Source organism: candidate division KSB1 bacterium, from assembly GCA_034521575.1.
GTDB lineage: Bacteria > Zhuqueibacterota > Zhuqueibacteria > Residuimicrobiales > Krinioviventaceae > JAXHMJ01.
This window is the reverse complement of the sequence record JAXHMJ010000005.1, coordinates 2,412,973-2,436,879: the sequence shown is the minus strand read 5'-3', so window position 1 is coordinate 2,436,879 and position 23,907 is coordinate 2,412,973. Positions and strand designations below refer to the sequence as shown.

General features: G+C 47.9%; 15 protein-coding genes and 1 tRNA gene. 10 read left to right on the top strand and 6 right to left on the bottom strand.

Annotated elements, in window-relative coordinates:
• Window positions 1–161: 161 nt before the first annotated feature.
• Both U5R06_23905 and U5R06_23900 read right to left on the bottom strand, forming a co-directional pair.
• On the bottom strand, window positions 162–1,874 hold the full coding sequence (locus U5R06_23905) for a T9SS type A sorting domain-containing protein (GenBank protein MDZ7725786.1): 1,713 nt from the start codon (window positions 1,872–1,874) through the stop codon (window positions 162–164).
• 199 nt (window positions 1,875–2,073) lie between these two features.
• A tRNA-Phe gene (locus tag U5R06_23900) sits at window positions 2,074–2,146 on the bottom strand.
• A gap of 231 nt (window positions 2,147–2,377) precedes the next feature.
• Between U5R06_23900 and nifJ the strand changes: the two genes are divergently transcribed.
• From nifJ to U5R06_23850, 10 genes are all read left to right on the top strand, one after another.
• A complete protein-coding gene (nifJ, locus tag U5R06_23895; GenBank protein MDZ7725785.1) occupies window positions 2,378–5,947 on the top strand; it encodes a pyruvate:ferredoxin (flavodoxin) oxidoreductase in 3,570 nt (1,189 codons plus the stop codon).
• A 71-nt stretch (window positions 5,948–6,018) separates the two neighbouring features.
• Window positions 6,019–7,008: a dihydroorotate dehydrogenase-like protein gene (locus U5R06_23890; GenBank protein ID MDZ7725784.1), complete on the top strand. Its 990-nt coding sequence runs from the start codon at window positions 6,019–6,021 to the stop codon at window positions 7,006–7,008.
• Window positions 7,009–7,249: 241 nt separating this feature from the next.
• The gene (gene glgP / locus U5R06_23885) at window positions 7,250–9,787 is read left to right on the top strand and encodes an alpha-glucan family phosphorylase (GenBank protein ID MDZ7725783.1); all 2,538 of its coding nucleotides are present in this window, start codon (window positions 7,250–7,252) and stop codon (window positions 9,785–9,787) included.
• A gap of 137 nt (window positions 9,788–9,924) precedes the next feature.
• Window positions 9,925–10,437 carry a nitroreductase family protein gene (locus tag U5R06_23880; protein MDZ7725782.1) on the top strand — a complete coding sequence of 171 codons (513 nt, stop codon included), beginning with the start codon at window positions 9,925–9,927 and terminating at the stop codon, window positions 10,435–10,437.
• A 5-nt stretch (window positions 10,438–10,442) separates the two neighbouring features.
• Window positions 10,443–11,681 (top strand): N-acetylmuramoyl-L-alanine amidase, encoded by a 1,239-nt coding sequence (locus U5R06_23875; protein ID MDZ7725781.1) that lies wholly within the window; start codon window positions 10,443–10,445, stop codon window positions 11,679–11,681.
• Between the two features lie 18 nt (window positions 11,682–11,699).
• Window positions 11,700–12,005, top strand: a complete 306-nt coding sequence (locus tag U5R06_23870) for a YhbY family RNA-binding protein (protein MDZ7725780.1) — start codon at window positions 11,700–11,702, stop codon at window positions 12,003–12,005.
• A gap of 43 nt (window positions 12,006–12,048) precedes the next feature.
• Window positions 12,049–12,810, top strand: coding sequence for a creatininase family protein (locus U5R06_23865; GenBank protein MDZ7725779.1), 762 nt, complete (start codon window positions 12,049–12,051; stop codon window positions 12,808–12,810).
• A 259-nt stretch (window positions 12,811–13,069) separates the two neighbouring features.
• Entirely contained in the window at window positions 13,070–13,882 is an 813-nt protein-coding gene (locus U5R06_23860; GenBank protein MDZ7725778.1) for a hypothetical protein, read from the top strand.
• Between the two features lie 127 nt (window positions 13,883–14,009).
• Window positions 14,010–15,737: a DNA polymerase/3'-5' exonuclease PolX gene (gene polX / locus U5R06_23855; GenBank protein ID MDZ7725777.1), complete on the top strand. Its 1,728-nt coding sequence runs from the start codon at window positions 14,010–14,012 to the stop codon at window positions 15,735–15,737.
• 229 nt (window positions 15,738–15,966) lie between these two features.
• The gene (locus tag U5R06_23850) at window positions 15,967–16,215 is read left to right on the top strand and encodes a hypothetical protein (protein MDZ7725776.1); all 249 of its coding nucleotides are present in this window, start codon (window positions 15,967–15,969) and stop codon (window positions 16,213–16,215) included.
• A 289-nt stretch (window positions 16,216–16,504) separates the two neighbouring features.
• On the opposite strand, the gene U5R06_23845 is transcribed toward U5R06_23850, so the two are convergent.
• The 4 genes from U5R06_23845 to U5R06_23830 form a co-directional block, all read right to left on the bottom strand.
• A complete protein-coding gene (locus U5R06_23845) occupies window positions 16,505–17,377 on the bottom strand; it encodes a type II CAAX endopeptidase family protein (protein MDZ7725775.1) in 873 nt (290 codons plus the stop codon).
• A gap of 163 nt (window positions 17,378–17,540) precedes the next feature.
• Window positions 17,541–18,569: an alpha/beta hydrolase gene (locus U5R06_23840; protein MDZ7725774.1), complete on the bottom strand. Its 1,029-nt coding sequence runs from the start codon at window positions 18,567–18,569 to the stop codon at window positions 17,541–17,543.
• An 854-nt stretch (window positions 18,570–19,423) separates the two neighbouring features.
• The gene (locus U5R06_23835; GenBank protein ID MDZ7725773.1) at window positions 19,424–21,130 is read right to left on the bottom strand and encodes an alkaline phosphatase D family protein; all 1,707 of its coding nucleotides are present in this window, start codon (window positions 21,128–21,130) and stop codon (window positions 19,424–19,426) included.
• 663 nt (window positions 21,131–21,793) lie between these two features.
• Complete coding sequence (locus U5R06_23830) at window positions 21,794–23,590, bottom strand: T9SS type A sorting domain-containing protein (GenBank protein ID MDZ7725772.1); 1,797 nt, start codon at window positions 23,588–23,590, stop codon at window positions 21,794–21,796.
• Window positions 23,591–23,907: the final 317 nt, after the last annotated feature.

Here is a 23,907-nt window from a genome sequence, read left to right as displayed (position 1 = left end):
AAGTCTCAACAGCAAAAGCCATCCCCGAAAAGAATCACAACCTCTCTCCCGCCCCTCTTTTCAATGGCTGAGATTATCCATGCGTCACTCTGTTTCATTCAATAAAAACACGCCCCTGAAAAGCGTGCCATGCCCGGGGAGGCATGGCACGCGTATGAACGTTAACGGATCAACGTCATCTGACGTGTATCGTTGAACGATTCGGAGGTTAATTGGTAAAAATAAACTCCGCTGGCAACCGGCTCGCCAGTCTGGCTGGTTGCATCCCAGACGATACGGTGCTCACCGGCGGACAGGCTGCCGGACACAAGCGTGTTGACCAGCCGGCCCTGAATGTCATAGACCCGAAGATCAATATTTTCCTGACTCGGCAGATTAAAGGAAATCGTGGTCACCGGATTGAATGGGTTCGGGTAATTTTTGTTCAGCTTGAAGGATTCAGTCAACAACTGATCTTCTACCGAGGTAACGGACAATCCGGAAACTTTGATAGTTACAGGTCCGTAAAGCTTTGATGTTCCGTCCAGATTCACGGCTTCCAGCCGGTAAAAATACTCACCGTTCTCAGCGACCTGATCCTTGTAGACATAAGAACTGCCTCGATGATCAAATAGAGAGGACAAAATCATCTTTTCATTCAGTTTAACAAACCCATCATTGTGTTTTGTACTTCGGTATACATTATAACCCGCATGATCCACTTCGGATTCAGCAGTCCATCTGACATGCACCAGGTCATTTTCAACGTCTGCTGCTAATTGCGACAATACAACAGCAATAGGGCTGCCGGTGAACTGAACGCCATAGTCTTCGACCTCCCCGTAACCGCCGCGCCCTTCTGAATCGACTGTGTTTTCAACGGCCGCAAGATTTTCAGCGCCAAGCACAGTCGATGCTTCTCCTGTGGTATTGTTGGTCTGTACAGTAGCCCCGACCGCCTGCAGACGAAATCTGAAAAATACGGTTTGATCCTCAACCACAAAGGATTCATTCGGCACGATAAATTTTGTATTATAGACCGTCTCGGTCCCGTGATTAAAACTCGTATTGATGATATCCTCCTGATCGTCCCGAAAATCCCCGTCACCGTTATAATCAACCCAGGCGCGCAGAACAGCATCTTTTCCGGATTGATTAAAAACGTTTACACTCACCTGCATGGTCTTGCCTTTTTGAAAGCTCATAATATAGTTATTGAACGCCAGCTCGACACCGTTTTCTTTGAATGTTACTCCATCTTCATCATCATTGCCGTCAAGCGCGTCGTCACCGCCGGCGCAAAAACCGTCTTCCTGCTGTTCTGTTTCATTGTCCACTGTGCCGCCCAGTCGGATTCTGTTCTGATCCATCACATTATACGCCGGAGGCGTGCCCGTGGCGTCACCGTAATCATATTCACATTCAATGAGCACATCAAAATCTTTATAGCCCATGGTTTGAGATTCATTATCCTGCCAGACATTGGTGTGTATATCAAAAGAAAAAGCGCCTTCAGTCAGGGTAAAAGATGCTTCCCAGCCCTGTGCCTGATTATCGTCTAACGCCACCCAGGCAAACGAAGCATCGTCACTTGAGACGCGTTTGCTACCATTGACCTTAATATAGACCTCATCTCCGCTTTGAACCTGAACATATTCACCCTCTGTCATCTTAACATAAACATACATGACCTGGTCCGCGCAATCATAACGCAGATACAATTCACCCAGCTTTTCCTTGCCCCAGGCTTTTAAAAGATCAACGGCATAGTCATCAGATGTCCATTCCGAAACATCTCCATTTACAACAGCTTCACCCTCGTTGGGAACCACCTGTGCCTGCACCGCCGTCACAAACAGTATCAGAGCAAATAGTATAATCGCTTTTATCTTCATATCCGTAACCTCCGAGCAACCTCTACTCTATTAAAGGATTCAACAAGGAGACCCTAACTCCATTGCTCCCGTCTATTAGAGACAGGGTTACTATAACAGAAAGAACGTATATTTATTCCTCTTATTTGATAAAAGCAAAAGGGTATGGACCGGCAGGGGGGCAAAAAAAAAGCTCCTGATCGTCATCAGGAGCTTAAAGTGGCGCCTCCCAGAATCGAACTGGGGACACACGGATTTTCAGTCCGTTGCTCTACCGACTGAGCTAAAGCGCCACATAGAAATGTAAAGATAACAAAATCTGATAAATAGTCAAGAAATTTCTTGATGATTTTAACTTTTTTTCAAAACGAAATCAAATGTAATTCATTGTAATGTGAACAAGTTGCGGTCGTTTTCATCCTTGCATCTCTTCTTTTTTTTAACTAATTTTAAACTGCAGATTAACGTAATTAACCTCGGGATCTCTTTTACTATAACAACAACTTGTTTGACGGAGGAAATATATGTCAAGACAAATGGTAACCATAGACGGCAATGAAGCGGCCGCCTATGTAGCCCACAAACTCAACGAAGTGATAGCAATCTATCCGATCACGCCGTCTTCCCCGATGGGAGAATGGGCTGACGCCTATTCTGCGGCGGGTCAAAAAAACATTTGGGGTACGATTCCCCAGGTGACTGAGATGCAGAGCGAAGGCGGCGCTTCCGGCGCTGTTCATGGCGCACTGCAGACAGGCGCTCTGACGACGACATTCACCGCGTCCCAGGGCCTGCTATTGATGCTTCCCAACATGTTTAAAATTGCAGGCGAATTAACTTCTACGGTTTTTCACGTATCGGCCCGAAGTGTGGCCACTCATGCCTTGTCGATTTTCGGTGATCACAGCGATGTCATGGCGACCCGCTCTACCGGCTGGGCCCTGCTCGCCTCCAACTCGATCCAGGAAATTATGGATTTTGCCCTGATCGCACAAGCCGCAACTCTGGAAGCGCGCGTGCCGTTTATTCACTTTTTCGATGGATTCCGGTCTTCACACGAAATCCAAAAAGTCGAGCAGCTGACTATGGATGACCTGAAAGCCATGATCAACGATGAAAAAGTTTTTGAGCATCGTATGCGCGGCCTGAGCCCGGAAAACCCGAAAATTCGCGGTACGGCACAGAATCCGGATCTGTTTTTCCAGGCGCGTGAAACTGTGAATCCGTATTATCAGAACTGCCCGGAAATTGTACAGAACGCCATGGATCAATTCGCCGGACTAACAGGACGCCAGTATCATCTGTTTGATTATTATGGAGATCCGGAAGCCGAACGCATTATCATGCTGATGGGATCCGGCGCTGAATCTGCTCAGGAAGCAGTCGAGTATATGAACAACCAGGGCGAACAAGTCGGTATGATCAAAGTACGCCTCTACCGTCCGTTTTCCATAGAGCATTTGCTTTCAGCTCTGCCTGAAACCGTCAAAAGCCTCTCTGTTCTGGATCGCACCAAAGAGCCGGGCGCACACGGCGAACCGCTTTACAAAGATGTTCTGGCCGGCTTGTCCGAAGCGCATGCCGAAGGTAAACTTGACAAGCTGCCCCGCATCGTGGGTGGACGTTACGGACTTTCTTCAAAAGAGTTTACACCCGCTATGGTCAAAGGTGTGTTTGATAATCTGAAAGAAAAAACCCCGAAAAACCACTTTACGGTCGGTATCCATGACGACGTCACACATACCAATCTCGATTTCGATCCCGAATTTTCCACCGAAAGTGACGATGTCATCCGCGGTATTTTCTTTGGTCTGGGCTCTGACGGCACCGTCGGCGCCAACAAAAACTCGATCAAGATCATCGGAACGGAAACCGACAATTATGCCCAGGGTTATTTTGTTTATGATTCCAAAAAAGCCGGGTCGGTGACAAAATCACACCTGCGTTTTGGACCGAAAACCATTCACTCGACTTATCTCATCAATAAAGCCAATTTTATCGGCTGTCATCAGCAGTTTTTTCTGGAACGCTTTAATGTTCTGGACAATGCAACGGACGGCGCAACATTTCTGCTGAATACACAGGCTGGCCCTGACGAAGCCTGGGACACACTTCCCAAGCCGGTACAGGAAGATATCATCAATAAAAACATTGACTTTTACGTCATCGACGCGTACGAAGTCGCCAAGAAAACCGGCATGGGTGCGCGCATCAACACGATCATGCAGACCTGCTTCTTTGCCATTTCAGGTGTATTGCCGCGTGATGAGGCTATTCAGTATATTAAAAACGCCATCAAAAAAACATACGGTAAAAAAGGCGAAAAGATTGTACAGAAAAACTTTGATGCTGTAGATCAGACGCTTGAACATCTGCACAAAGTAGATGTGCCTGGCAAGGTGACCAGCGATTCCGACATTCCGCCGATCATTCCGGAACACGCCCCGGAATTTGTTCGCACGGTCGCTGAAAAATCCCTGACCAACAAAGGTGATGAGGTTCCGGTGAGTGCATTTACCTGTGACGGTACATTTGACACCGGTACCACGCAGTATGAAAAGCGAAACATCGCTCTCGAGATACCGGCCTGGGATCCCGAGGTCTGTATCCAGTGCGGCAAATGCGCTCTGGTCTGTCCACACGCCGCCATCCGGCAAAAAGCCTACGATCCCAAGCATCTGGAAAACGCTCCCGAGACCTTTAAACATGCCGAGGCCCGCGGACGCAGCTTCCCGGAAGGCTGGGTTTATACCGTACAGACCGCTCCTGAAGATTGTACCGGATGCAGTTTGTGCGTCGAGGCCTGTCCCGCCAAAAACAAAAAGGAACCCGGTAAAAAAGCGATCAACATGGTTGAGCAGCCGCCCATTCGTTTCCAGGAACGTGAAAATTACGACTTTTTCCTGAATCTGCCGGAAATGGATCGGCGTGACGTTAAAGTAAGCACAGTCAAAGGATCGCAGCTGCTGAAACCCTTGTTCGAGTATTCCGGTTCCTGTGCAGGCTGCGGCGAAACCGCTTATGTCAAGCTGATGACGCAGCTGTTCGGCGACCGCATGCTGATCGCCAACGCCACCGGTTGTTCGTCCATCTACGGCGGCAACCTGCCAACGTTCCCGTACACCAAAGACGACAACGGACGCGGGCCCAGCTGGTCCAACTCGTTGTTTGAGGACAATGCGGAATTTGGATTCGGATTCCGTCTGACCATCGATAAATTTGTCGAATTTGCACGCGAACTGGTTAAAACTCTCTCATCGCAGATCGGTGACGAGCTGGTCACGGCTCTGCTCGAAGCGGATCAATCGGATGAAGCCGGTATTTACGAACAGCGCGAGCGCGTAAAAACGCTAAAAGATAAACTGAAAGACATTGACTCGCCCGATGCCAAACAGCTGATGTCTCTGGCCGATTATCTGGTCAAAAAGAGCGTCTGGATTCTCGGTGGTGACGGCTGGGCGTATGATATCGGTTACGGCGGCCTGGATCACGTTCTGGCTTCCGGACGTAATGTCAACGTGCTGGTTCTGGACACCGAGGTCTACTCGAACACCGGCGGTCAGATGTCCAAAGCAACGCCGCTTGGCGCTGTGGCCAAATTTGCCGCTGCGGGTAAACCGCTGCCCAAAAAAGACATGGGTATGATCTTTATGACCTACGGCAATATTTACGTGGCCCGCGTTGCTATGGGATACAATGACATGCAGACCCTTCGCGCCTTTAACGAGGCGGAAGCGTATGACGGACCCAGTATCATTCTGGCATATTCACACTGTATCGCTCACGGCTTTGATCTGAGCAAAGGTCTTGACAATCAAAAAGCAGCGGTCGAATCCGGACATTATCCCCTGTTCCGCTTTGATCCCGACAAGACCAAAGAAGGCAAGAATCCTCTCAAACTGGATTCCAAGGCGCCGAGTATTTCTTACGAAGATTTCGCCTACCGCGAAACCCGTTTTAAAATGCTCACCAAATCCAAACCCGAACGTGCCAAGATGCTCATCGATATGGCGCAAAAAGACGTCAAATCCAGATGGCACCTGTACGAAGAATGGGCCGCCATCGAATACGGCAACGGTAACGGTCAGGAATAATCAAACAAACAAGAGCGGCGTCTGTTCAGGCGCCGCCTTTAGGGCATTGGAAACAAAAAGAGGACAATTTTATGGATTTATCAACCACATATATGGGGCTCAAGCTAAAAAACCCGCTGGTCCCGTCAGCTTCACCGCTGTCGCGAACCGTTGAAGGCATCAAGCAGCTGGAGGATGCAGAAGCGTCCGCAGTTGTTCTGTATTCACTGTTTGAAGAACAGATCTCGTTTGAAGCCGAAGAACTGGATTTTTATCTGCACAAAGGCGCCGAACATTTTTCAGAAGCGCTCGAGTATTTCCCCCAGGAACAGGATTTTAACCTGGGACCGGAAGATTATCTGAATCACATCCGTAAAACCAAAGAGGCTGTGGATATTCCGATCATTGCCAGTCTCAACGGCGTGACCAAAGGCGGCTGGATCGATTACGCTAAAAAAATGCAGGATGCCGGCGCCGACGGTCTTGAACTGAATATTTATTTTTTATCAACAGATCCCAAGCAGACCGCACAGGACGTGGAAAACGAATATATCTCCATCGTCAAGGCTGTAAAATCCAGTGTAGATATTCCGGTTGCGGTGAAAATGAACCCCTTCTTTAGCGCACTGGGCAATATGACTCGGAAAATTGCAGATGCGGGCGCCGACGCGCTGGTGCTGTTCAACCGGTTTTATCAACCGGATCTGAATCTAAAAGAACTCGAGGTGGAACCCGGTGTGGTGTTGAGCACATCGAACGATCTGCGCCTGCCGTTGCGCTGGCTCGCCATTCTGTACGGCAAGCTGAATGTCAGTTTCGCCGGAAGTACGGGCGTGCATACCGCGCAGGACGCCTTGAAAATGATCGCCGCCGGCGCCGATGTCGCCAATCTGTGCGCAGCTCTGCTGCAAAAGGGCCCGGAACACCTGAAAACCGTTCTGAACGGCATGAACGAATGGCTCGAAGCAAAAGAATATGCTTCTCTGGATATTCTCAAAGGAAGTCTCAGCCAGAAATCATGCGCCGAACCTTCGGCGTTTGAGCGAGCCAATTATATGAAAGCGCTGAACGAGTACAAATAATAAAAAGCCGGAGGTGACCAAACCTCCGGCTTTTTACTGCTCATCTTCACCACTCTGACCGAGCAATGCACCCGGACAATCACCTGTCTCCCGCATAAAAGCTCAAACAACTTGATTGGTATTAATCTTTTTATTACCTTATCGCTGCACATGGAAGCGTTTCCATGTTTTGCATTATTTCAAAAATTTTCACAGTCTCAAGCTTAAAAATTATGAGGAGGCTCATGTATACAGTCCAGCGATACCATGTCCACCGAATCTTCCAAAATCGCTGTCCTATTTGGAAACACTGGCTTATAATCTGTACTGGAGTTGGGATCACAACTCAAAGGCGCTGTTCCGCCGCCTGGAACCGGATCTGTGGGAAGAACTGCAGCGCAATCCGGTCAAGCTGCTCGGCATGATCGACCAGGAACGCCTTGACAAACTCAGCCAAAATAACGGTTTTATCTCGTACCTGCAGCGAGTCAAAACCAATTTCGAAAACTATATGGAACGCAAAACCTGGTTCCAGCAGCAATACAGCGACAAAAAAGATGTCACCATTGCTTATTTTTCCATGGAATATGGTCTGGCCAATGGTCTGCCCATTTATTCAGGCGGTCTGGGAATACTGGCCGGGGATCATCTGAAATCAGCAAGTGATTTAGGTTTGCCTCTGGTCGGTATCGGATTGCTGTATCAGCAGGGCTATTTCCAGCAGTACCTTTCGCGTGACGGTTGGCAGCAGGAAACCTATCCAATCAATGATTTTTACAATCTGCCTACTGTGCTTGTCACAGATGACCAGGGAAATCCTTTGACGGTGGATGTAACTTATCCGGATGGTGCGGTCACGGCCCGGGTCTGGAAGATTCATGTGGGCCGGGTCGATCTGTATTTACTCGACACCAATCTCGACACCAATCCGGCCAAAACCCGCGAGATCACCGCGCAATTGTACGGCGGGGACAATGAGATGCGCATCAAACAGGAAATCATGCTCGGAATCGGCGGCATGCAGGCGTTGCGGAAGCTGGGCATCACCCCGACCGTCTGCCACATGAACGAGGGTCACTCGGCCTTTTTGGCGCTGGAACGCGTCAAAATGCTCATGCAGGAAAATCCGGAACTGTCTTTTGCGCAGGCGCGCATGGCCACACGCGGCAGCAATGTATTCACCACCCACACCCCGGTTCCGGCGGGTATCGATATGTTTGCGCCTGATCTTGTCACCCAATACCTGAAACCGCATTACAAAGATCTCGGCATTCCCGACGACGAGTTTTTAAATCTGGGCGGTGTTCAGTACCAGCAAACCGACGGCAAGTTCAATATGGCTGTTTTTGCCATCAGCATGGCCAGCACCTACAACGGTGTGAGCAAACTGCACGGAAACATAGCCCGCGACATGTGGTCCTATATCTGGCCGAATGTCTTAAAGGAAGAAGTGCCCATCGGACATATCACCAACGGCATGCATATCCGCACCTGGGTCTCCGAAGATATGTCAGAGCTGTTTACCCGTTATCTGGGACCCAATTGGTACCGAAATCCGGCTGACAAAAGTGTTTGGGAGCATGTTGACGCGATACCCAACGAAGAGTTGTGGCGCACTCACGAGCGCCGGCGTGAACGCCTGGTTGCATTCAGCCGCAAGCATCTGAGAAACCAAATGCAGAATGCCGGGGCTTCTCAGGCCGAGATCGAAGAAGCAAACGAAGTGCTGAATCCGGAAGCCCTGACCATCGGCTTTGCCCGCCGGTTTGCGGCTTATAAACGCGCATTCCTGCTGTTCAAAGATCTGGACCGCCTGCACGATATTCTCATGAACAAAGACTGTCCGGTGCAAATCATCATTGCCGGCAAAGCACACCCGCGCGACAAGATCGGTAAAGGCATTATCCGCGATATCATCAATGTCATTCGCCAGGACAATTTTCGCTCGCGCATTGTGTTTCTGGAAAACTATAACATTGATATTGCATCCGATCTGGTTCAGGGTGTTGATGTCTGGCTCAACAACCCGCGCCGCCCCCGTGAAGCCAGCGGCACCAGCGGCATGAAAGCCGGAGCCAACGGCGCGCTCAACCTGAGTGTCCTGGACGGCTGGTGGGACGAAGGCTATTATATGGACGGCAAATCCGGATGGGCCATCGGACGCGGCGAAACGTATAATGATCCGGATGAACAGGATCGAGTCGAGTCTGAAGAGCTGTATCACTTGTTGGAACAACAGGTTATTCCCGCCTTTTACGAACGCGGTCAGAACGGCCTGCCGGTGCAATGGATCGAAATGATGAAAAACAGCATCAAGATGGTCGGACCGTATTTCAACACTTACCGCATGGTCCAGTCGTACACGCATGATTATTATCTACCGGCCATGGAACAGTATGAAAAAATCAACACAGACCAGCAAAAACCGGCTGTAGAACTGGCCAACTGGTGTCAAAACATACGCGCCAACTGGGATTCCGTCAAAATTATCAGTACTAAAAAAACCAGCAGCGATATTCTAATGGGAGAATCTCTGACCATTGAAGCAACCGTTGATCTCGGAAAACTGACACCGGATGATGTCAGCGTGGAAGTGTTTTACGGATCCGTAGATGAACAGGGGTCCATTAAAAACGGACAGTTTAAAGAAATGACCGTGAACGGACAGTCCAAACACCACCATTACCGGACTGATGTGCCAGCTGACCGTACCGGCCGTCAGGGATTCACGATCCGGGTGATCCCCGTCCATCCGCTGCTCGGCAATAAATACGAAATGGGTTTGATCACCTGGCACTAAACGTTTGAGCCCACCGGCAGTACCGGTGGGCTTTTACGGATCGATAGGCCGGCATTCCAAAAAAAACGGTTTTGATGTCTGTCATTTTTTTATAAATTATAGACCAAATGACGTGAATTTTAGCAAGGAGCCGAACCATGATCGATCTGCTGCGCCGGCGGCGAAGCATCCGTGTGTTTCAGCAAAAACCTGTCGAATCCGATAAAATTGAACTTCTCAAAGAAGCCTGTTTGCGCTCCCCGACTTCACGCAACCGTCATCCCTGGACGTTTATTTTTATTACCGATCCCGAATACCTGCACATTCTCTCCAATGCCAAACCGCACGGTGCGGATTTTCTCAAGCACGCCCCGCTGGGGGTTGTAATTGCCGCGGATACTGACAAAACCGATGTATGGATCGAAGACTGTTCAATTGCTTCCATTCTTTTACAAATGACCGCGCAGTCGCTCGGACTCGGCAGCTGCTGGATCCAGATCCGCAGGCGCAAGCCGGATCACAGCGGATCGGCAAGCGATTATATCAAAGAAAAACTTGATTTGCCGCCTGAATTTAAAGTGGAATCGATTATTGCCATCGGCTATCCGGACGAAAACAAACCGGGTATTCCGGAATCAGACCTGTTAACCGACCGTATCCGAATGATATGAACCGCATGCAGAGCTCACTGAAATCGAAACACAGCTGCCGGAACCCTTTTGTATTTATATGGCTGTTATTCCTCCTTGCAAGCCCCTACTCTGCCCATGCGATTACTTATGTAGAGACCGGCACCCGGGACGGAGACGGAATCTATACGCTGTTGCGGCGATACGAACTGCCCACCACCCAACCGTACATCGAATCCTTCTGCACCCTGAATAAAGACCGTCTGGACGGCGATGACACGCTGGTTCGCGGTCAATTCTATCAAATGCCAATCCTTGTTGTCCGTTTTGACGGACAAACCATTCGTTCAACCCTGGGAATCGATGATTATGACCGGGCAAAGGAACTGGAGCGTTACAACAAACGCATGCACCTGCTGGGCCTGCGCGATGAACTGTATACGGACGACAACCGGCTCTGGGTGCCGCTGCACTGGTTTCGGGACAATCCGGAACTGAAAACACCCCAAGATTCTGATGCAGAGGACACCGGCGAATCAAATCCTGGCAAGGAATACAATTTCTCTATATTCGGACCAAAGTATTCGCGCGTGACAGTCGAAGATCAGCGGCTCAAGGACTGTATTTTTTACCTGGTCAGCGGGCATGGCGGACCCGATCCCGGCGCGATCGGCAAGCGCGGCCGTTACCACCTGCACGAAGACGAATACGCCTATGATATCACTCTGAGACTGGGCCGGGAACTGATCAAACATGGCGCCCTGGTCTATATTATTGTCCGCGACCCCGATGACGGCATCCGGGATGATGCCATTCTCAAGGGAGACCGGGATGAATATTACTGGGGCAATGAAGCCATATCCCGCTACACCATCAACCGTCTCGAAAAACGCGCCAATATTCTCAACGCGCTCAAACATAAGAACCGCTTCCGCAGCAGCAATCAATACAGCATTATTTTGCACGTCGATTCCCGATCCGGGAAAAAACGCGTGGATATTTTTTATTATTACAAGCAGAACGACCGCATCGGCAAAGCACTTGCTTTGTCCATGTACAGAACCGTACGCGACAAATACGACGAGCACCAGCCCGGTCGCGGATACAAAAGCCTGATCACCACCCGCAACCTGTACATGCTGGAACACAGCCAGGTCAACAGCGTTTACATCGAATTGGGCAACATTCAAAATCAACGCGATCAGGATCGATTCGTGCGGGCAAACAATCGTCAGGCCGTCGCCAACTGGCTCTATCTGGGCGTACTCGACTATATTGACCCCTAAGTATAAAGGACCAAACCTATGGAGTTACTCACCAGTTCACAACGCGGCAAACTGCGCGGACTCGCGCATTCCATCAACCCGGTGGCCGTTATCGGAAAAAACGGACTATCAACTGAAGTCCTGGACGCCATTGACCATTCGCTGAATGATCATGAGCTGATCAAAATCCGGTTTCTGGAGTTCAAGGATCAGAAAAAAGACCTGGTTGCAGAGATCACCCAAAAACTGCGCTGTCATTTGGTCGATCTGATCGGGCATGTGGCCATTCTGTACCGTCAGCACCCGGAAGAAGATAAACGCAAAGTGAATCTGCCAACAAAATAAAAGTAATGTTTTGCAAAAATCTTGTAAAAAACAGGACCTGACCATGCGCCCCTATATCCTGGCTGAAACCAATTGGCACCACATCAAAAACGCCAAATTTAACCTGGCAGTGCTGCCTTGGGGTGCGGTTGAAGCCCATAATTATCATTTGCCCTATTCCAGTGACGTCATTGAATCCAAAGCCATTGCTGCCGAATCCGCCCGCATCGCCTGGGAAAAGGGCGCCAGACTGATTGTCCTGCCCCCCATCCCCTACGGCGTCAACACCGGCCAGACGGATATTTATCTGGACATGAACCTCAGCCCCTCGACTCAGCAGGCCATCCTGCGTGACCTCGTAACCGTATTAAACCGTCAGGGTATTCACAAGCTGATGCTGCTCAACAGTCACGGCGGCAATGAGTTCAAACCCATGCTGCGGGAACTGGGCCTCGAGTTTCAAAACATGTTCCTGTGCACGGCAAACTGGTTCGAGGCTCTGGACCGCTCTGATTTTTTTACAAACCCGGGTGACCATGCCGAGGAAATGGAAACCAGCCTGCTGCTCTATCTGAATCCCGAACTCGTGCTTGCCAAAAAAAAATGGGGAAACGGACAAGTAAAATCGTTCAAAATTAAAGAATTCTCTGAACACTGGCTGTGGACCGAACGCAAGTGGTCCAAAATCACAGCCGACACAGGTGTGGGAAATCCCCAACATGCCTCAAAAGACAAAGGGGAGCGGTTTTTCAGAGCTGTGACAGAAAAAATCGCGGACGTCCTGTTCGAGCTATGCCGTATGGACCCGGAAAATATGTACGAATAGGTTATCTGGAAAAATATCTTGCATTCAAACATAAAAAATACTAAGTTTGGAGAGTAATGTCGGGGTTATTTGTACAGAAATACACACTGTTGACAGAGCGTGAATACATACGCGCGTGCCAACAGATTGACCATACAGGAGCCAGACGCATTGGATTCAAAAGATTAATCGATTTGGACAATTTTCAAATGTATAGCGTTTGATACATTTGACTGCATGCTAAAACAGAAAATGCAAATCATTCAAAGGAGAGATCAAATTGAAAAACATCTCTTTATGTCTTGTGCTGTTTGCCATTCTGTCTCTGTTATTGAACTGTGCCTCCAGCATCACCCACAAAGTGGGCTATCCGTCTCCCGATGAATTGTTTGTCACCCTGGGCGATGATCCCGGCAGCGAAAGCGCCACGCCGTATTCTCCGCGGGGTCAGTTGATCCACGTGGAAAAGGAGGCCTACCTGCCGATCCCCATTCTGGGCATCTTTATGAAAAGCGGAAACGCAAGCCCGCAATTTGTTTTTGACGCCAAGATCATCCCGGAGGTTGAACAGATGGGCGGCGATGCCCTAATCGGCGCGCATGTATCCTATACGCCGCAAGGTCCCTGGATTCTCGGACTGCTGGGCATGCGGCATGGCGCGATGACCGTAATCACCGGCCAGGTGGTGAACCGGCAAGGGGCACAGGCAGAGTCCGTACAGCAAACAGATGCCTTTGAACCCGAACCGGCCGACTCCGATACGGAGGCGGTGTGGGCAGACTCTCAGGATCAACAGAGGGTCGAGGATCTGTTTTATGAGATTTTAAAAATCAAACAAGGTTATTTCCTGGTCAAAGCCGATCGCCCGGAATATTTCAGCAAAGGCAAACTCTGTGAAATCGTCCGCGGCAGCAAATCCGACTATGCATCTATCGGAGAAGGCCGGGTGATCCAGACCCTGGATAACAATATTGCATTCAAAATTGTCGACGGGTCGCCGCAGGTCGGGGATCTGGTGCACACCTGCAGTAAATATCGTCTCTCGGGGGGATCAGCATCTTACCTTCGCGCATCTTTAAAGCGCCATCTCTGATTTGTTATTAATAATGAGCGCCCGGTCAGGCAAAACAGGACCCGGGCGTTTGAACTTTGTCTGTAGCGCGACAAGACGCCAGATGAAACACAATCAATGACAGCTTTGCAATAAAAGAGAACACATTATGCCCATACACAACAGCGATATTGCCGATAGTTTGTCCAAAGTTGCCGACCTGCTGGACATCAAAGGCGCCAATCCGTTCCGTGTGCGCGCTTACCGGCAGGCTTCGGCTACCATTTCCGGATTATCGCAAAACATAACCGACATGCTCGATCAGGGCAAAAACCTGAGCGACCTGTCGGGCATCGGACAGGATCTGGCCGGCAAGATTCAGGAAATCGCAGAGACCGGCCGCCTGAAACAGCTCAAAGAACTCGAAGCCGAGCTCCCGGAAGCGCTGCCGCGCATGATGCAAATGGAGAGTCTGGGTCCCAAACGCGTCAAAACCCTGTATGACAAACTGAATATCAAAAGTCTGTCCGATCTGGAAAGCGCCGCAAAATCGGACAAGATCAAGGCTCTGAAGGGATTCGGCCAGAAAACCCAGGACAAAATCCTGGACGAGTTGGAGCGTTTGCAGCAAAGCGGCGAAAAACAACGCTTCAGGTGGGCCATTGCCGAAGACTATATCAAACCCCTGCAGGATTATCTGCAGGGCATCGACGGCGTCAAACAGCTCGATATCGCCGGCAGTTATCGGCGCCGCAAAGAGACGGTAGGCGATGTGGATATCCTGGTGAGCTGGAAGCAGGATGCGGATGTCATGGACCCATTTGTCCGGTATGAAGATGTGGAGCGAATTCTGGCGCACGGCGACACCAAATCATCCGTGGTTTTGCGCAACGGACTGCAGGTGGATTTGCGCGTCGTGCCGCAGGCCGGATACGGGGCGGCGCTTCACTATTTCACCGGCTCCAAAGCCCATAATATTGCCGTGCGCAAAATGGGGGTGGACCGGGGATTCAAGATTAATGAATACGGCGTCTATAAAGGCGGCAAACGCATCGCCGGCAAAACCGAGACCGAGGTTTATGAGCAGGTGGGACTGCCTTTTATTCCCCCGGAACTGCGCGAAAACAACGGCGAGTTCAAAGCCGCCGAATCGAACGACTTGCCGGAACTGATCGACCTGTCCGATATCAAAGGCGACCTGCAGTCGCACACCACCGCCTCGGACGGCAAATTTTCGCTAAAAGACATGGCCGAGGCCGCCCGGAAAAAGGGCTACGAATACCTGGCGGTCACGGATCACTCCAAACGCGTCAGTGTGGCCGGGGGACTGGATGACAAAAAACTCGAACAGCAATTGCAGCGCATCGAAAAATTGAACCCATCGTTCGAGGATTTCCGCATTCTCAAATCCATCGAAGTAGATATCCTGGAAGACGGGTCGCTTGATCTGAGCAACGATATCCTGAAAGAACTGGATATCGTGATCTGTTCCATCCATTACAACACCCAATTGACCGAAAAACAACAGACAAAACGCGTCATCAAGGCGATGCAAAACCCGCATTTCCATATTTTCGCACATCCGACCGGCCGACTGATCGGAGAACGCGAGCCCTATAAACTGGATATGGACGCCGTAATGGACGCGGCAAAGGACAACAACTGTTTTTTAGAATTGAACGCCCAGCCCGTTCGCCTGGATTTGTCAGATACGCACTGCCGCATGGCCAAAGAAAAGGGCATCAAACTGGCCATTTCCACGGACGCGCACACCACAGACGATCTCGATCATATGCGTTTCGGCATCGGTCAGGCGCGGCGCGGCTGGCTCGAAGCGGATGACGTGCTCAACACCCACAGCTGGAACGAGCTGAAAACACTGCTGAAAAAATCATAAATCGCATCATTTGAGGCGCAAAAGAAAATTTCACCAGGAGACCCATATTATCTATCTGGCTGATTCATTCCGGGGCGGTCTGCGGTCAAAACAGTGTGAATCCTTACAAGCAAGAGCCTGTTGCCGAGACAAACAGGACACAGATCAATCGGGTTCTGAAACTTGATGCGGCCGAATCCGTATGCATATCAAACTCAAACCTGTCTGACAATGTCCGGATCAATAAATAATGAAAAAACCTGTGCTTCTGTTATGGGCGCTTTTGGGGGTCACCAATCAAGCTTTTTCGTTTGAAACAAAATACAGCGTTCAAACGCCATATGGTTGTATCATCCACGCCTATCAAACGTTCGAGTCCTTTTTGCACACCGGACAGAGCTGGCATGCATACCAGACACTTGTTCTGAGTGTCCCGCAAATTCAAGTGGTACATAATCGACAAGATTGGTTATCCGGTCATTTCTCCAGTTCTACGTAATCCTTTGCAGCGTCATGACGTATAACTTTATAATTGAACAGGACTTTTTACTCCCTCAGCACATTTGGCAGTACTGCTGCCGGACCGAACATGCAAAGTCACACATTTATGGTCAAAAACGACATGAGGTTTGGCATCCTCTTCAATGACGTTCAGTATATTATCAACGTTCCGCAATTATAGCATCGGCAGGGGATTTTGGAACGTGTCTTTTTCCATCGAGAATTATTTTAAAACGGAGATGGAATGCCGAATAACAACGAATCGCCCCGCTGTGCTATATTTGGTGTTATGTCAAGTCCATAGAAATCATCTCATCCTTGGTTAACGTTTCCCCGCCAAATATTTTTAATAACAGGGCTGCTATTGCCCAGGTAAAAATACCGGAGAGGAGACCGATCATAGGATTATGTGTGGCTACAGTTCCTAAAATAAATGCAGTTGCTGTATTACCCCAGGCATGATGTAATATGGTAATAAATATACTCTTTGTGTTATTGTAAAACCACGTATAGATGATGGTCTGCCCAATCATAACCATTGTAAAACCGGCTAAAGAAAATATTATTGAAATTATCGCTTGATTATGATAGAGAGATATTAATAACGGGTAATGCCAGATAGCCCATATTAACCCTAAAATCCAACTTGCTTTCTCGGCAGTATATTTATTTTGTAAATGACCAAGTGCAAACCCTCTCCAGCCGGGTTCTTCCATTCCACTGGTAATTATTTGGTAAGAAAAGTATATCAAAATTAATGACCAGGGAATTTCACTTTGAAAAAAATCATCAAATGACAAGCCCGTTAAAACGCCTGCCAACACAGCAAATAAATTTATACCAATGGGAATAAGCAATAGATATAAATACCACTTTATAGGGACGTTCCATTTTATTATCCGCCTCCAAAGATTTTTCAATCCATCACGTTTAAATCTCCAAAAAGTTACCAACACTGAAGCTAATAACGGTCCGTAAACACCTATTCTAAAAATAAAAAAAAGTATCATTTGTTTCGAATTATTAAAGTCCCAGGAAAACAATTTGAAAAATGATATTTCTTCATAACCCATTAAAATGGCAGTAATCCAACATAGCCATGTTATGCAATAAGTAATAATAACATAATAAAGCAATGGTTTGGTTTGAAATTTTTTCATATAGTTTGCTCCCAAATTTGGTTGGTTTTTCACAACGGTTGATGGTATGATGCGCAATGCGGGCTTCAGGGCGATCCCCTATCAAACCGTTGTTATGCTTTTTGTGCACTTGTTCAAATTACTATATTCTCCCGCATTGTGTATGACCGCGTGTTACGCCACGTTATTCTGTATCAAAATATTTTTCTATTATCTCAATGCATTCCTCGGGTTTTTCTCCAAACATCGTATGGCCCGCATCTTTTACAACTATCATTTTAGCATTAGGAAAGTATTTTATGTGTCCTTGCTGAAACTCTTCACCAATAATTTGGTTGCATTCTCCAACGATAAACAATACTTTATTTGTGTAATTTTCTAATCCGGACACCAAATCTATTTGTATGTTTCCGTTCTCATCCATTGCTTTCTTTATTATTGATTGCGACGCAACACCACTTAACCTCCAAAATGGTAAATAACCGTTGGTTATATCTTTATTACAAAAATACTTTCGCATAGGGTTGCCTTTAACATCCAAAGTGCCTATTTTGCCAAAAATATAATCTATACGACTTTGCTTGTCGGTGTTTTTCAGGTGAAGACTTTCAAAGACAATTAATGTCATTGATTTTAAAACATTCCAACCAAAGTCAATCTTGAACTTTTGCATGTATTCTTTTCCTTTTTCGCTGGTTAGCATGCCGGGTTCGGCAATGATGGCCTTGCTGACCCGCTCAGGGTATTGAGCTATATAGCCTGTGGCAAGCATGGCTCCCCACGAATGCCCAATAATATTGACTTTATCATTGGGCGCGTAATAATTAATGATATTGCCCAAGTCTTTCAATGAATTATCTAAAGAGTGTTCACCGGCATCTACTCTTGGAGATAAACCGGTTCCTCGCTGATCATAAAAAACTACAAAGTATTTTTTTGACAATTCTTTTAGCGGAAGAAGATATCTGTAATCGTTCCCGGGACCTCCGTGAATTACTATCACTGTTTTATTGGTATCATTTCCAAATGTTTCAGCATGGAAAATAACATTGTCTATTTCGATATGCGGAATTGTAGTATCCTTTTCAACGGTATAGGGCACAGAATAATCACCTCTAGTTATCAAAAACAATGTTAGTGACAACAAAATCAATAGAATCAAAAATCCTAATAAAAGCTTTCCTGCAATTTTAAATATTTTTTTCATATCCATAATTATCTGCAATTCGTCTATTTAATGTGACATAACGGTTGGCAATATGTGTCGTGCGGGATTACAAAGCGAAAACCTGGCAGTTTACCCCGGCTTTTTTTACGAGCACCATACCTTCGCAAACCGCTGAAATCCGCATGCACTATACCATTTGTTACCGTGCGTTTTTTATCTCTATTTGTAATCACAATTTAAACAATTATCTCTATGTACACTCAAACCCGAACCACAATTCTTACATTTCCATTTCTCCTCTTCAGTTTTAATAAAAAACTAACCCCTTTTCTTTGCTAAATTTAATATATTTATTGGAACACAAGTTTTTTTCGACTATCGGAAAATATTTTCTATTATCAGAAAAATTCAGAGCTCTTTAAATTTTCCAGTATCAGAAAAAATCAATCCCATCATTCAAGCTCCACCTGAAAACGTCAATGCAAAACATAGACCCGATGGTTGTTCCACAGGTCAAACGCCATTAAATTTAGCTGATCTCTGGCTTTGCTGCTCTGAACGAACTGTGAAAAAATAATGTATAAAATTAAATAACTTGCACAGTCCGGATTAGCCATAGCGTCATTTGCATTTTCAGCGCCGTCCGGACGAGCCGCTGACCCTGGTCCGGGAACTCGTCAATGAAGGTATGGCCGGGTATCTGACCACCCTGATCCTTGACAGTCCTGCCATATCCCAGGCGATCCCCTTTATGCCCGCATCATCGATGCAGGGATGCATGCAGCACGAAAAACAGATTCGGTTCAAGTGCATTTGCCGGACAGCGGCAAGCGGATTTTCGCCAACAAGGGTTGATTTCCAACAAAACCCTGGTTTTAAACATCAATCAATAACAAAAACTACCGATTAAATTCCAGTTGGGAACGTCTTAATGTGATCTGATTCATCACCTCATTGTCGATGCTTATGATCTTATAGGTCACTTCGGGGTCTCGTTTTTCAGTATTGAATTCCAAAAGCCCGAAAGAACAGTTTTCATTGTACCCAAAGATGGATTCTGGAAAAACAGGATGTGTATGCACATTGGTCAGCTTTGAGCTTTCAAACTCATAAAAATCGTATCCATCTTCCCGGGTAATCTTCCATGCATCGGAGCGGTGGCGATCTGCGGAAATCAACACCACCCCTTCAATGTTATTTTCTTCGATGAAGGAAAATATTTTTTCCCGTTCTTCGGCATAACCTTCCCAGGTATCAGATGTCCGGGGTACTTGAGTTGCTTCATACGGAGGAAACTGACTGGATTCCGAATCATTGGGTTTCACTGTGCCCGAAGGTCCGTAAACAGTTTGAGTTCCGCCTTTTACACCAAAAGACCAGGGTACGGGAGAGGCTATAACTTTAAAGGTTGCCCCGGATTGTTTGAGCTTCTCAAACAGCCATTCTTTCTGAGCTCCACCTAACATATCCGGATGCTCCAATGTCGGAGAAGACCGGTAGTACCTGCCGTCAAGCATAAAAAAATCGACATCTCCGATGGAAAAATCGGTCCAGACACCGGGGATTTCTTCTCCTCCTCCGTAATAGGGATTGTTCCAGTTGTCCTTGTATTTCTTCCACACCGGAATCTTCCATTCGGGCTGGTCTTTAGAGGGGGTACCCCAGGAATCATTCTCGCCAAAATCATGATCATCCCATATGGCATAAATAGAGGTTCTTGAAACAAATTCTTTATACTCCTCAGAGGATTGTCTCCTGTAATAGCAATAATCCTGCACCTGGGGATATTTGGGATGATCAATATACACGTTATCGCCCAGGAAAAGGAATGCCGGCAGCCAGTTTGCCGAAAGCGTATTCCACATGTGGTTGTAAAACGGGGTATATCCGGCGCCTCCACCGAATCCAACCGCTACTTGGCCAGGCTCTCCTGTTGGCGGATAGGTTCGGAAAACCCATCGTTTATCCGTGGCTTTGTTTCCAAATTCTTTGCCCCCGACAATAATGAGGTATCGATATTCCGTGTTTGCTTTCAACCCTGTAACCGGAATGATTGCCGTGTAATCCCGGGAAGCATCCGTTTTCACTGTTTCGGATCGTATGATCTTTTCTGTACCCGGTTCCTTTACCAAAACAGAGACGGGATATTCCCTGAATGTCCGCACCCAAAACTCAGCCCGGGAGTCTGTTACGTTACTCAGCATGGGACCATGAAGCAGATAGAAACCATTGTCTTTCACACGTTGCCGGAAGGGCTTGCTGTTAATGAGTGGCCTGAGCAAATCCCTTGGGCCGGCTAAATATCGTGAAAAGGGAATGCCCAGTTCCAGTGACTTTTCGACATAATCCATGGCTTTTTTTATCTCACCTTTTTGGGCATGGGCAACGGCCATTACATAAACAGCTTCAATATCTTTTGAATTCTCATCAACAAATGAGTCGGCCAACTCAATTGCCTCTTCAATTTCGCCATCAACAATGAGCTGGATGGCTTTACGATGTTTCCGACAATATTGTTCCGGATCAAATTCATGGTGTTGACCAGACCCATACGAAATAATACCCAAAAAAAGTATTATAGTTACAGACAAATTTAAAGGTTTCATAATGATTCTTATTTTTAATTGAACATGTTTTATTTATTGGCAAACAGCTATGGACTATTTCGCTTTGTTGGTATTTTGCTGCTATATTTTTCTCAATTTATCAACGTCTTGATATCCATTCAATTAAATCGACGGGTTCACTGTCTCAAGCCGGCAGAATATATCAACATTAAAAGACAGGCGGGCGCAGTTTGACGCCGGCCAGCGACATAAACCCTGCCGCTCATCGCTCACCCGACACGGATGCTTCCTGCTTTTGTTCCTGTACAACCCCATACGCTACTCCGCGTTTTATGCTTTTTGAATCTTATTGAATTTTTGTTAAAGATGCAAGTAATAAATGTTTAAAGTGTTAGTTAGTTCTTATAGAAAAAGAAAGAAAATGATGGGGGACTCGGAAATCGTCGATCAGCGCAGAATGCAGCGGCAGTACCCACCTGCCGAATTTACCCCTCCTTGAATAAAGAGAGAAAAATGACCCGGACTGTTTATGCAGGAAAATTGAGTGTATCCCCCCTGAGACGAGACCTGCGCTTATATTTTTTATTCCTCTTTTTCAAGGGAGACAGATCCCGATTTATCGGGATCAGGGGGTCAGCACAGGACAGCCAGGGCCACTGTTCATGCTACAACACCATCACAACCCTTTTTCTTACGTTTTGCTCACCTTGCCAACACCATCTTGCCCGTCCGGACCGTCCTGGGCGTTTGCAGGCGGTAAATATACACGCCGCTGGCCTGTCCGCGGCCGTCGAATTCGATTTCATGCGCTCCGGCCGACTGTACAGCGTCCACCAACAACGCCACCCGGCGTCCGCGGATGTCAAACACTTGCAGACGTACCGGACTCGCACGGTTCAACCGGTAGCGGATACGGGTCACTGGATTGAACGGATTGGGGTAATTGTCGTGCAAAACCACCTGTGCGGGTTTCCGGGCCGGATCGGCCTCGACCTGCATCGGCGCCGGACGACCGTAGGTGCGGAACGCAAAATCAAAATCCGGATGTGTTTCCGAGACACTGGTTCGGCATCCGGAATTGTAATCAGATTCATTGCTGCCCCTCCAGAAATAGCGATTTGACGGTGACCCGGACGCGGAATCCGCCGACACATAGATGCGGTAAATATCCCCGGGATTCAGCCGAATGCTGTCGCCGAGAAATACATGCATCCAGTCTTGAACCGGAGTGCAGCCTTTGTCAATAACCTTCCGCATGAGCACGGAATCGCTTAAAGTGCGAATCTCGCATACAAGATTGCCGGGATTCCCGTTCCGGCAGATGTAAATATCCAGTCCGGTCAACACCGACAGCTGCGGCGCAAATTCCTGCCAGCGCCAGACATCTTTTTCAAACCAGTACCCGTAGGCGTGCCCCGCCTGCGTCTGGTCGTTCATATGCGCCCCGGCCAGATCAATACCGACTGTCATCTCGGAGCGGCCCCAGGTAGCGGTGCGCCAGTCCGGCGGCAGATGCATGGCCAGATTTAGCGCCAGATCACGGCGCCGGGTCGTGAGCGTATCATCCCGACCCTTGATCATGGCGATCAGCGTCTGCAGACTGTCGGACTCTGGATCAATATCCGGCGCCCGGCGGCCGTCGCCGCTGTAATAATCCGGAGCGGCCTCAGACAAAGCGCCGATCAGGTCGTCCAGATCGATATTATACACAGTGCCGTCGTGTTTGATGCTGTATTCGTACGCAACGGCTTGGTCGTATCCCATCAGTCCCATCAGATACAAATCCCAGGCATTGAACTCAACCCCGTTCGGCCCGGTCAGCATGAGGCCCGGCAGGCCGTCTCCTTCCCAGATTCCCATCCAGTGCGGCACATAGGACGCCAGGTATCCGAGCGGATACAGGTACAGGTCCCAACCGGCATGTCCGGTCATGAGATTGCGGGTGATGTACACCAGCCAAAAATGTCCCATTTCATGGATGGCCACCAGACTGCTGCCGTAGCGCGGCAGATCCGGAAACGACGGATTGTCGCGATCGAGAAAATCCACTGAATTCATGTGACAAATAGAGCGCAGGCGGGTCCAGGCCGGGAACATCGGTGCGCCGTATCCGGCGTTGGGCAGTCCGATATTCTGAGCAGCCACATAGCGTTTATAGCCGTTCTTGATCCAGCCCGGCACCTCGCGCAGGGTATAGAGCAGCACAAAATCATAGTTGACGGGATTTACCACCGTCTCCAGATCCGATAAAATCCGCGACCAGTCAAACTGGGCCGGCTGACTGCGCATATTCGGATAATTCACAGGATCGGGTTCGGTGTGCACGTCATACACGGATTCGTATTCGAGCATGATGCAGGTCTCGCCGATCAGCGAAATCTCGGGATCGGCAATCGGATGCGGAGTCTGAACAGGACTGGATGACAGCGGCAATTGCGCCATTGTAACACAACAGAACAACATCCCCCATAGCAGAACCAAAAGCTTTAAACGCTTCATAACAAGCCTCCTGTTTTTATCCGCGTTCACCCGCTTGCCGAATTAACGATATAGTTGTCAATATCTTTCGATCATATCTATTTTGAATCTATCACGAACCGATTGGGAAAATTTTTAAACGAAAGACGTAAAGATAATTATAAAGCCAATATTCAGATTTCTCTGTATATCTTTGCCTCTAGCGTGCATCTGCTTTAAACAACCAATTCACGCAAAGAAGCAAAAATCGCAAAAAAATAAAAAGTTAATCCATATTATGCTATCAATGAGTTGAGATTATTTATTGGTCAATTTTTACTTTTTATTTTTGAGCAATA

What these genes read in the sequence shown, in the direction of transcription:
- U5R06_23875 (MDZ7725781.1), top strand. Translation starts at nt 10,443, where the DNA reads ATGCAGAGCTCACTGAAATCGAAACACAGCTGCCGGAACCCTTTTGTA.
- U5R06_23840 (MDZ7725774.1), bottom strand. Translation starts at nt 18,569, where the DNA reads ATGGATATGAAAAAAATATTTAAAATTGCAGGAAAGCTTTTATTAGGA.
- U5R06_23850 (MDZ7725776.1), top strand. Translation starts at nt 15,967, where the DNA reads ATGAAAAAACCTGTGCTTCTGTTATGGGCGCTTTTGGGGGTCACCAAT.
- U5R06_23845 (MDZ7725775.1), bottom strand. Translation starts at nt 17,377, where the DNA reads ATGAAAAAATTTCAAACCAAACCATTGCTTTATTATGTTATTATTACT.
- nifJ (MDZ7725785.1), top strand. Translation starts at nt 2,378, where the DNA reads ATGTCAAGACAAATGGTAACCATAGACGGCAATGAAGCGGCCGCCTAT.
- U5R06_23835 (MDZ7725773.1), bottom strand. Translation starts at nt 21,130, where the DNA reads ATGAAACCTTTAAATTTGTCTGTAACTATAATACTTTTTTTGGGTATT.
- U5R06_23870 (MDZ7725780.1), top strand. Translation starts at nt 11,700, where the DNA reads ATGGAGTTACTCACCAGTTCACAACGCGGCAAACTGCGCGGACTCGCG.
- U5R06_23865 (MDZ7725779.1), top strand. Translation starts at nt 12,049, where the DNA reads ATGCGCCCCTATATCCTGGCTGAAACCAATTGGCACCACATCAAAAAC.
- polX (MDZ7725777.1), top strand. Translation starts at nt 14,010, where the DNA reads ATGCCCATACACAACAGCGATATTGCCGATAGTTTGTCCAAAGTTGCC.
- U5R06_23890 (MDZ7725784.1), top strand. Translation starts at nt 6,019, where the DNA reads ATGGATTTATCAACCACATATATGGGGCTCAAGCTAAAAAACCCGCTG.
- U5R06_23880 (MDZ7725782.1), top strand. Translation starts at nt 9,925, where the DNA reads ATGATCGATCTGCTGCGCCGGCGGCGAAGCATCCGTGTGTTTCAGCAA.
- U5R06_23905 (MDZ7725786.1), bottom strand. Translation starts at nt 1,874, where the DNA reads ATGAAGATAAAAGCGATTATACTATTTGCTCTGATACTGTTTGTGACG.
- U5R06_23830 (MDZ7725772.1), bottom strand. Translation starts at nt 23,590, where the DNA reads ATGAAGCGTTTAAAGCTTTTGGTTCTGCTATGGGGGATGTTGTTCTGT.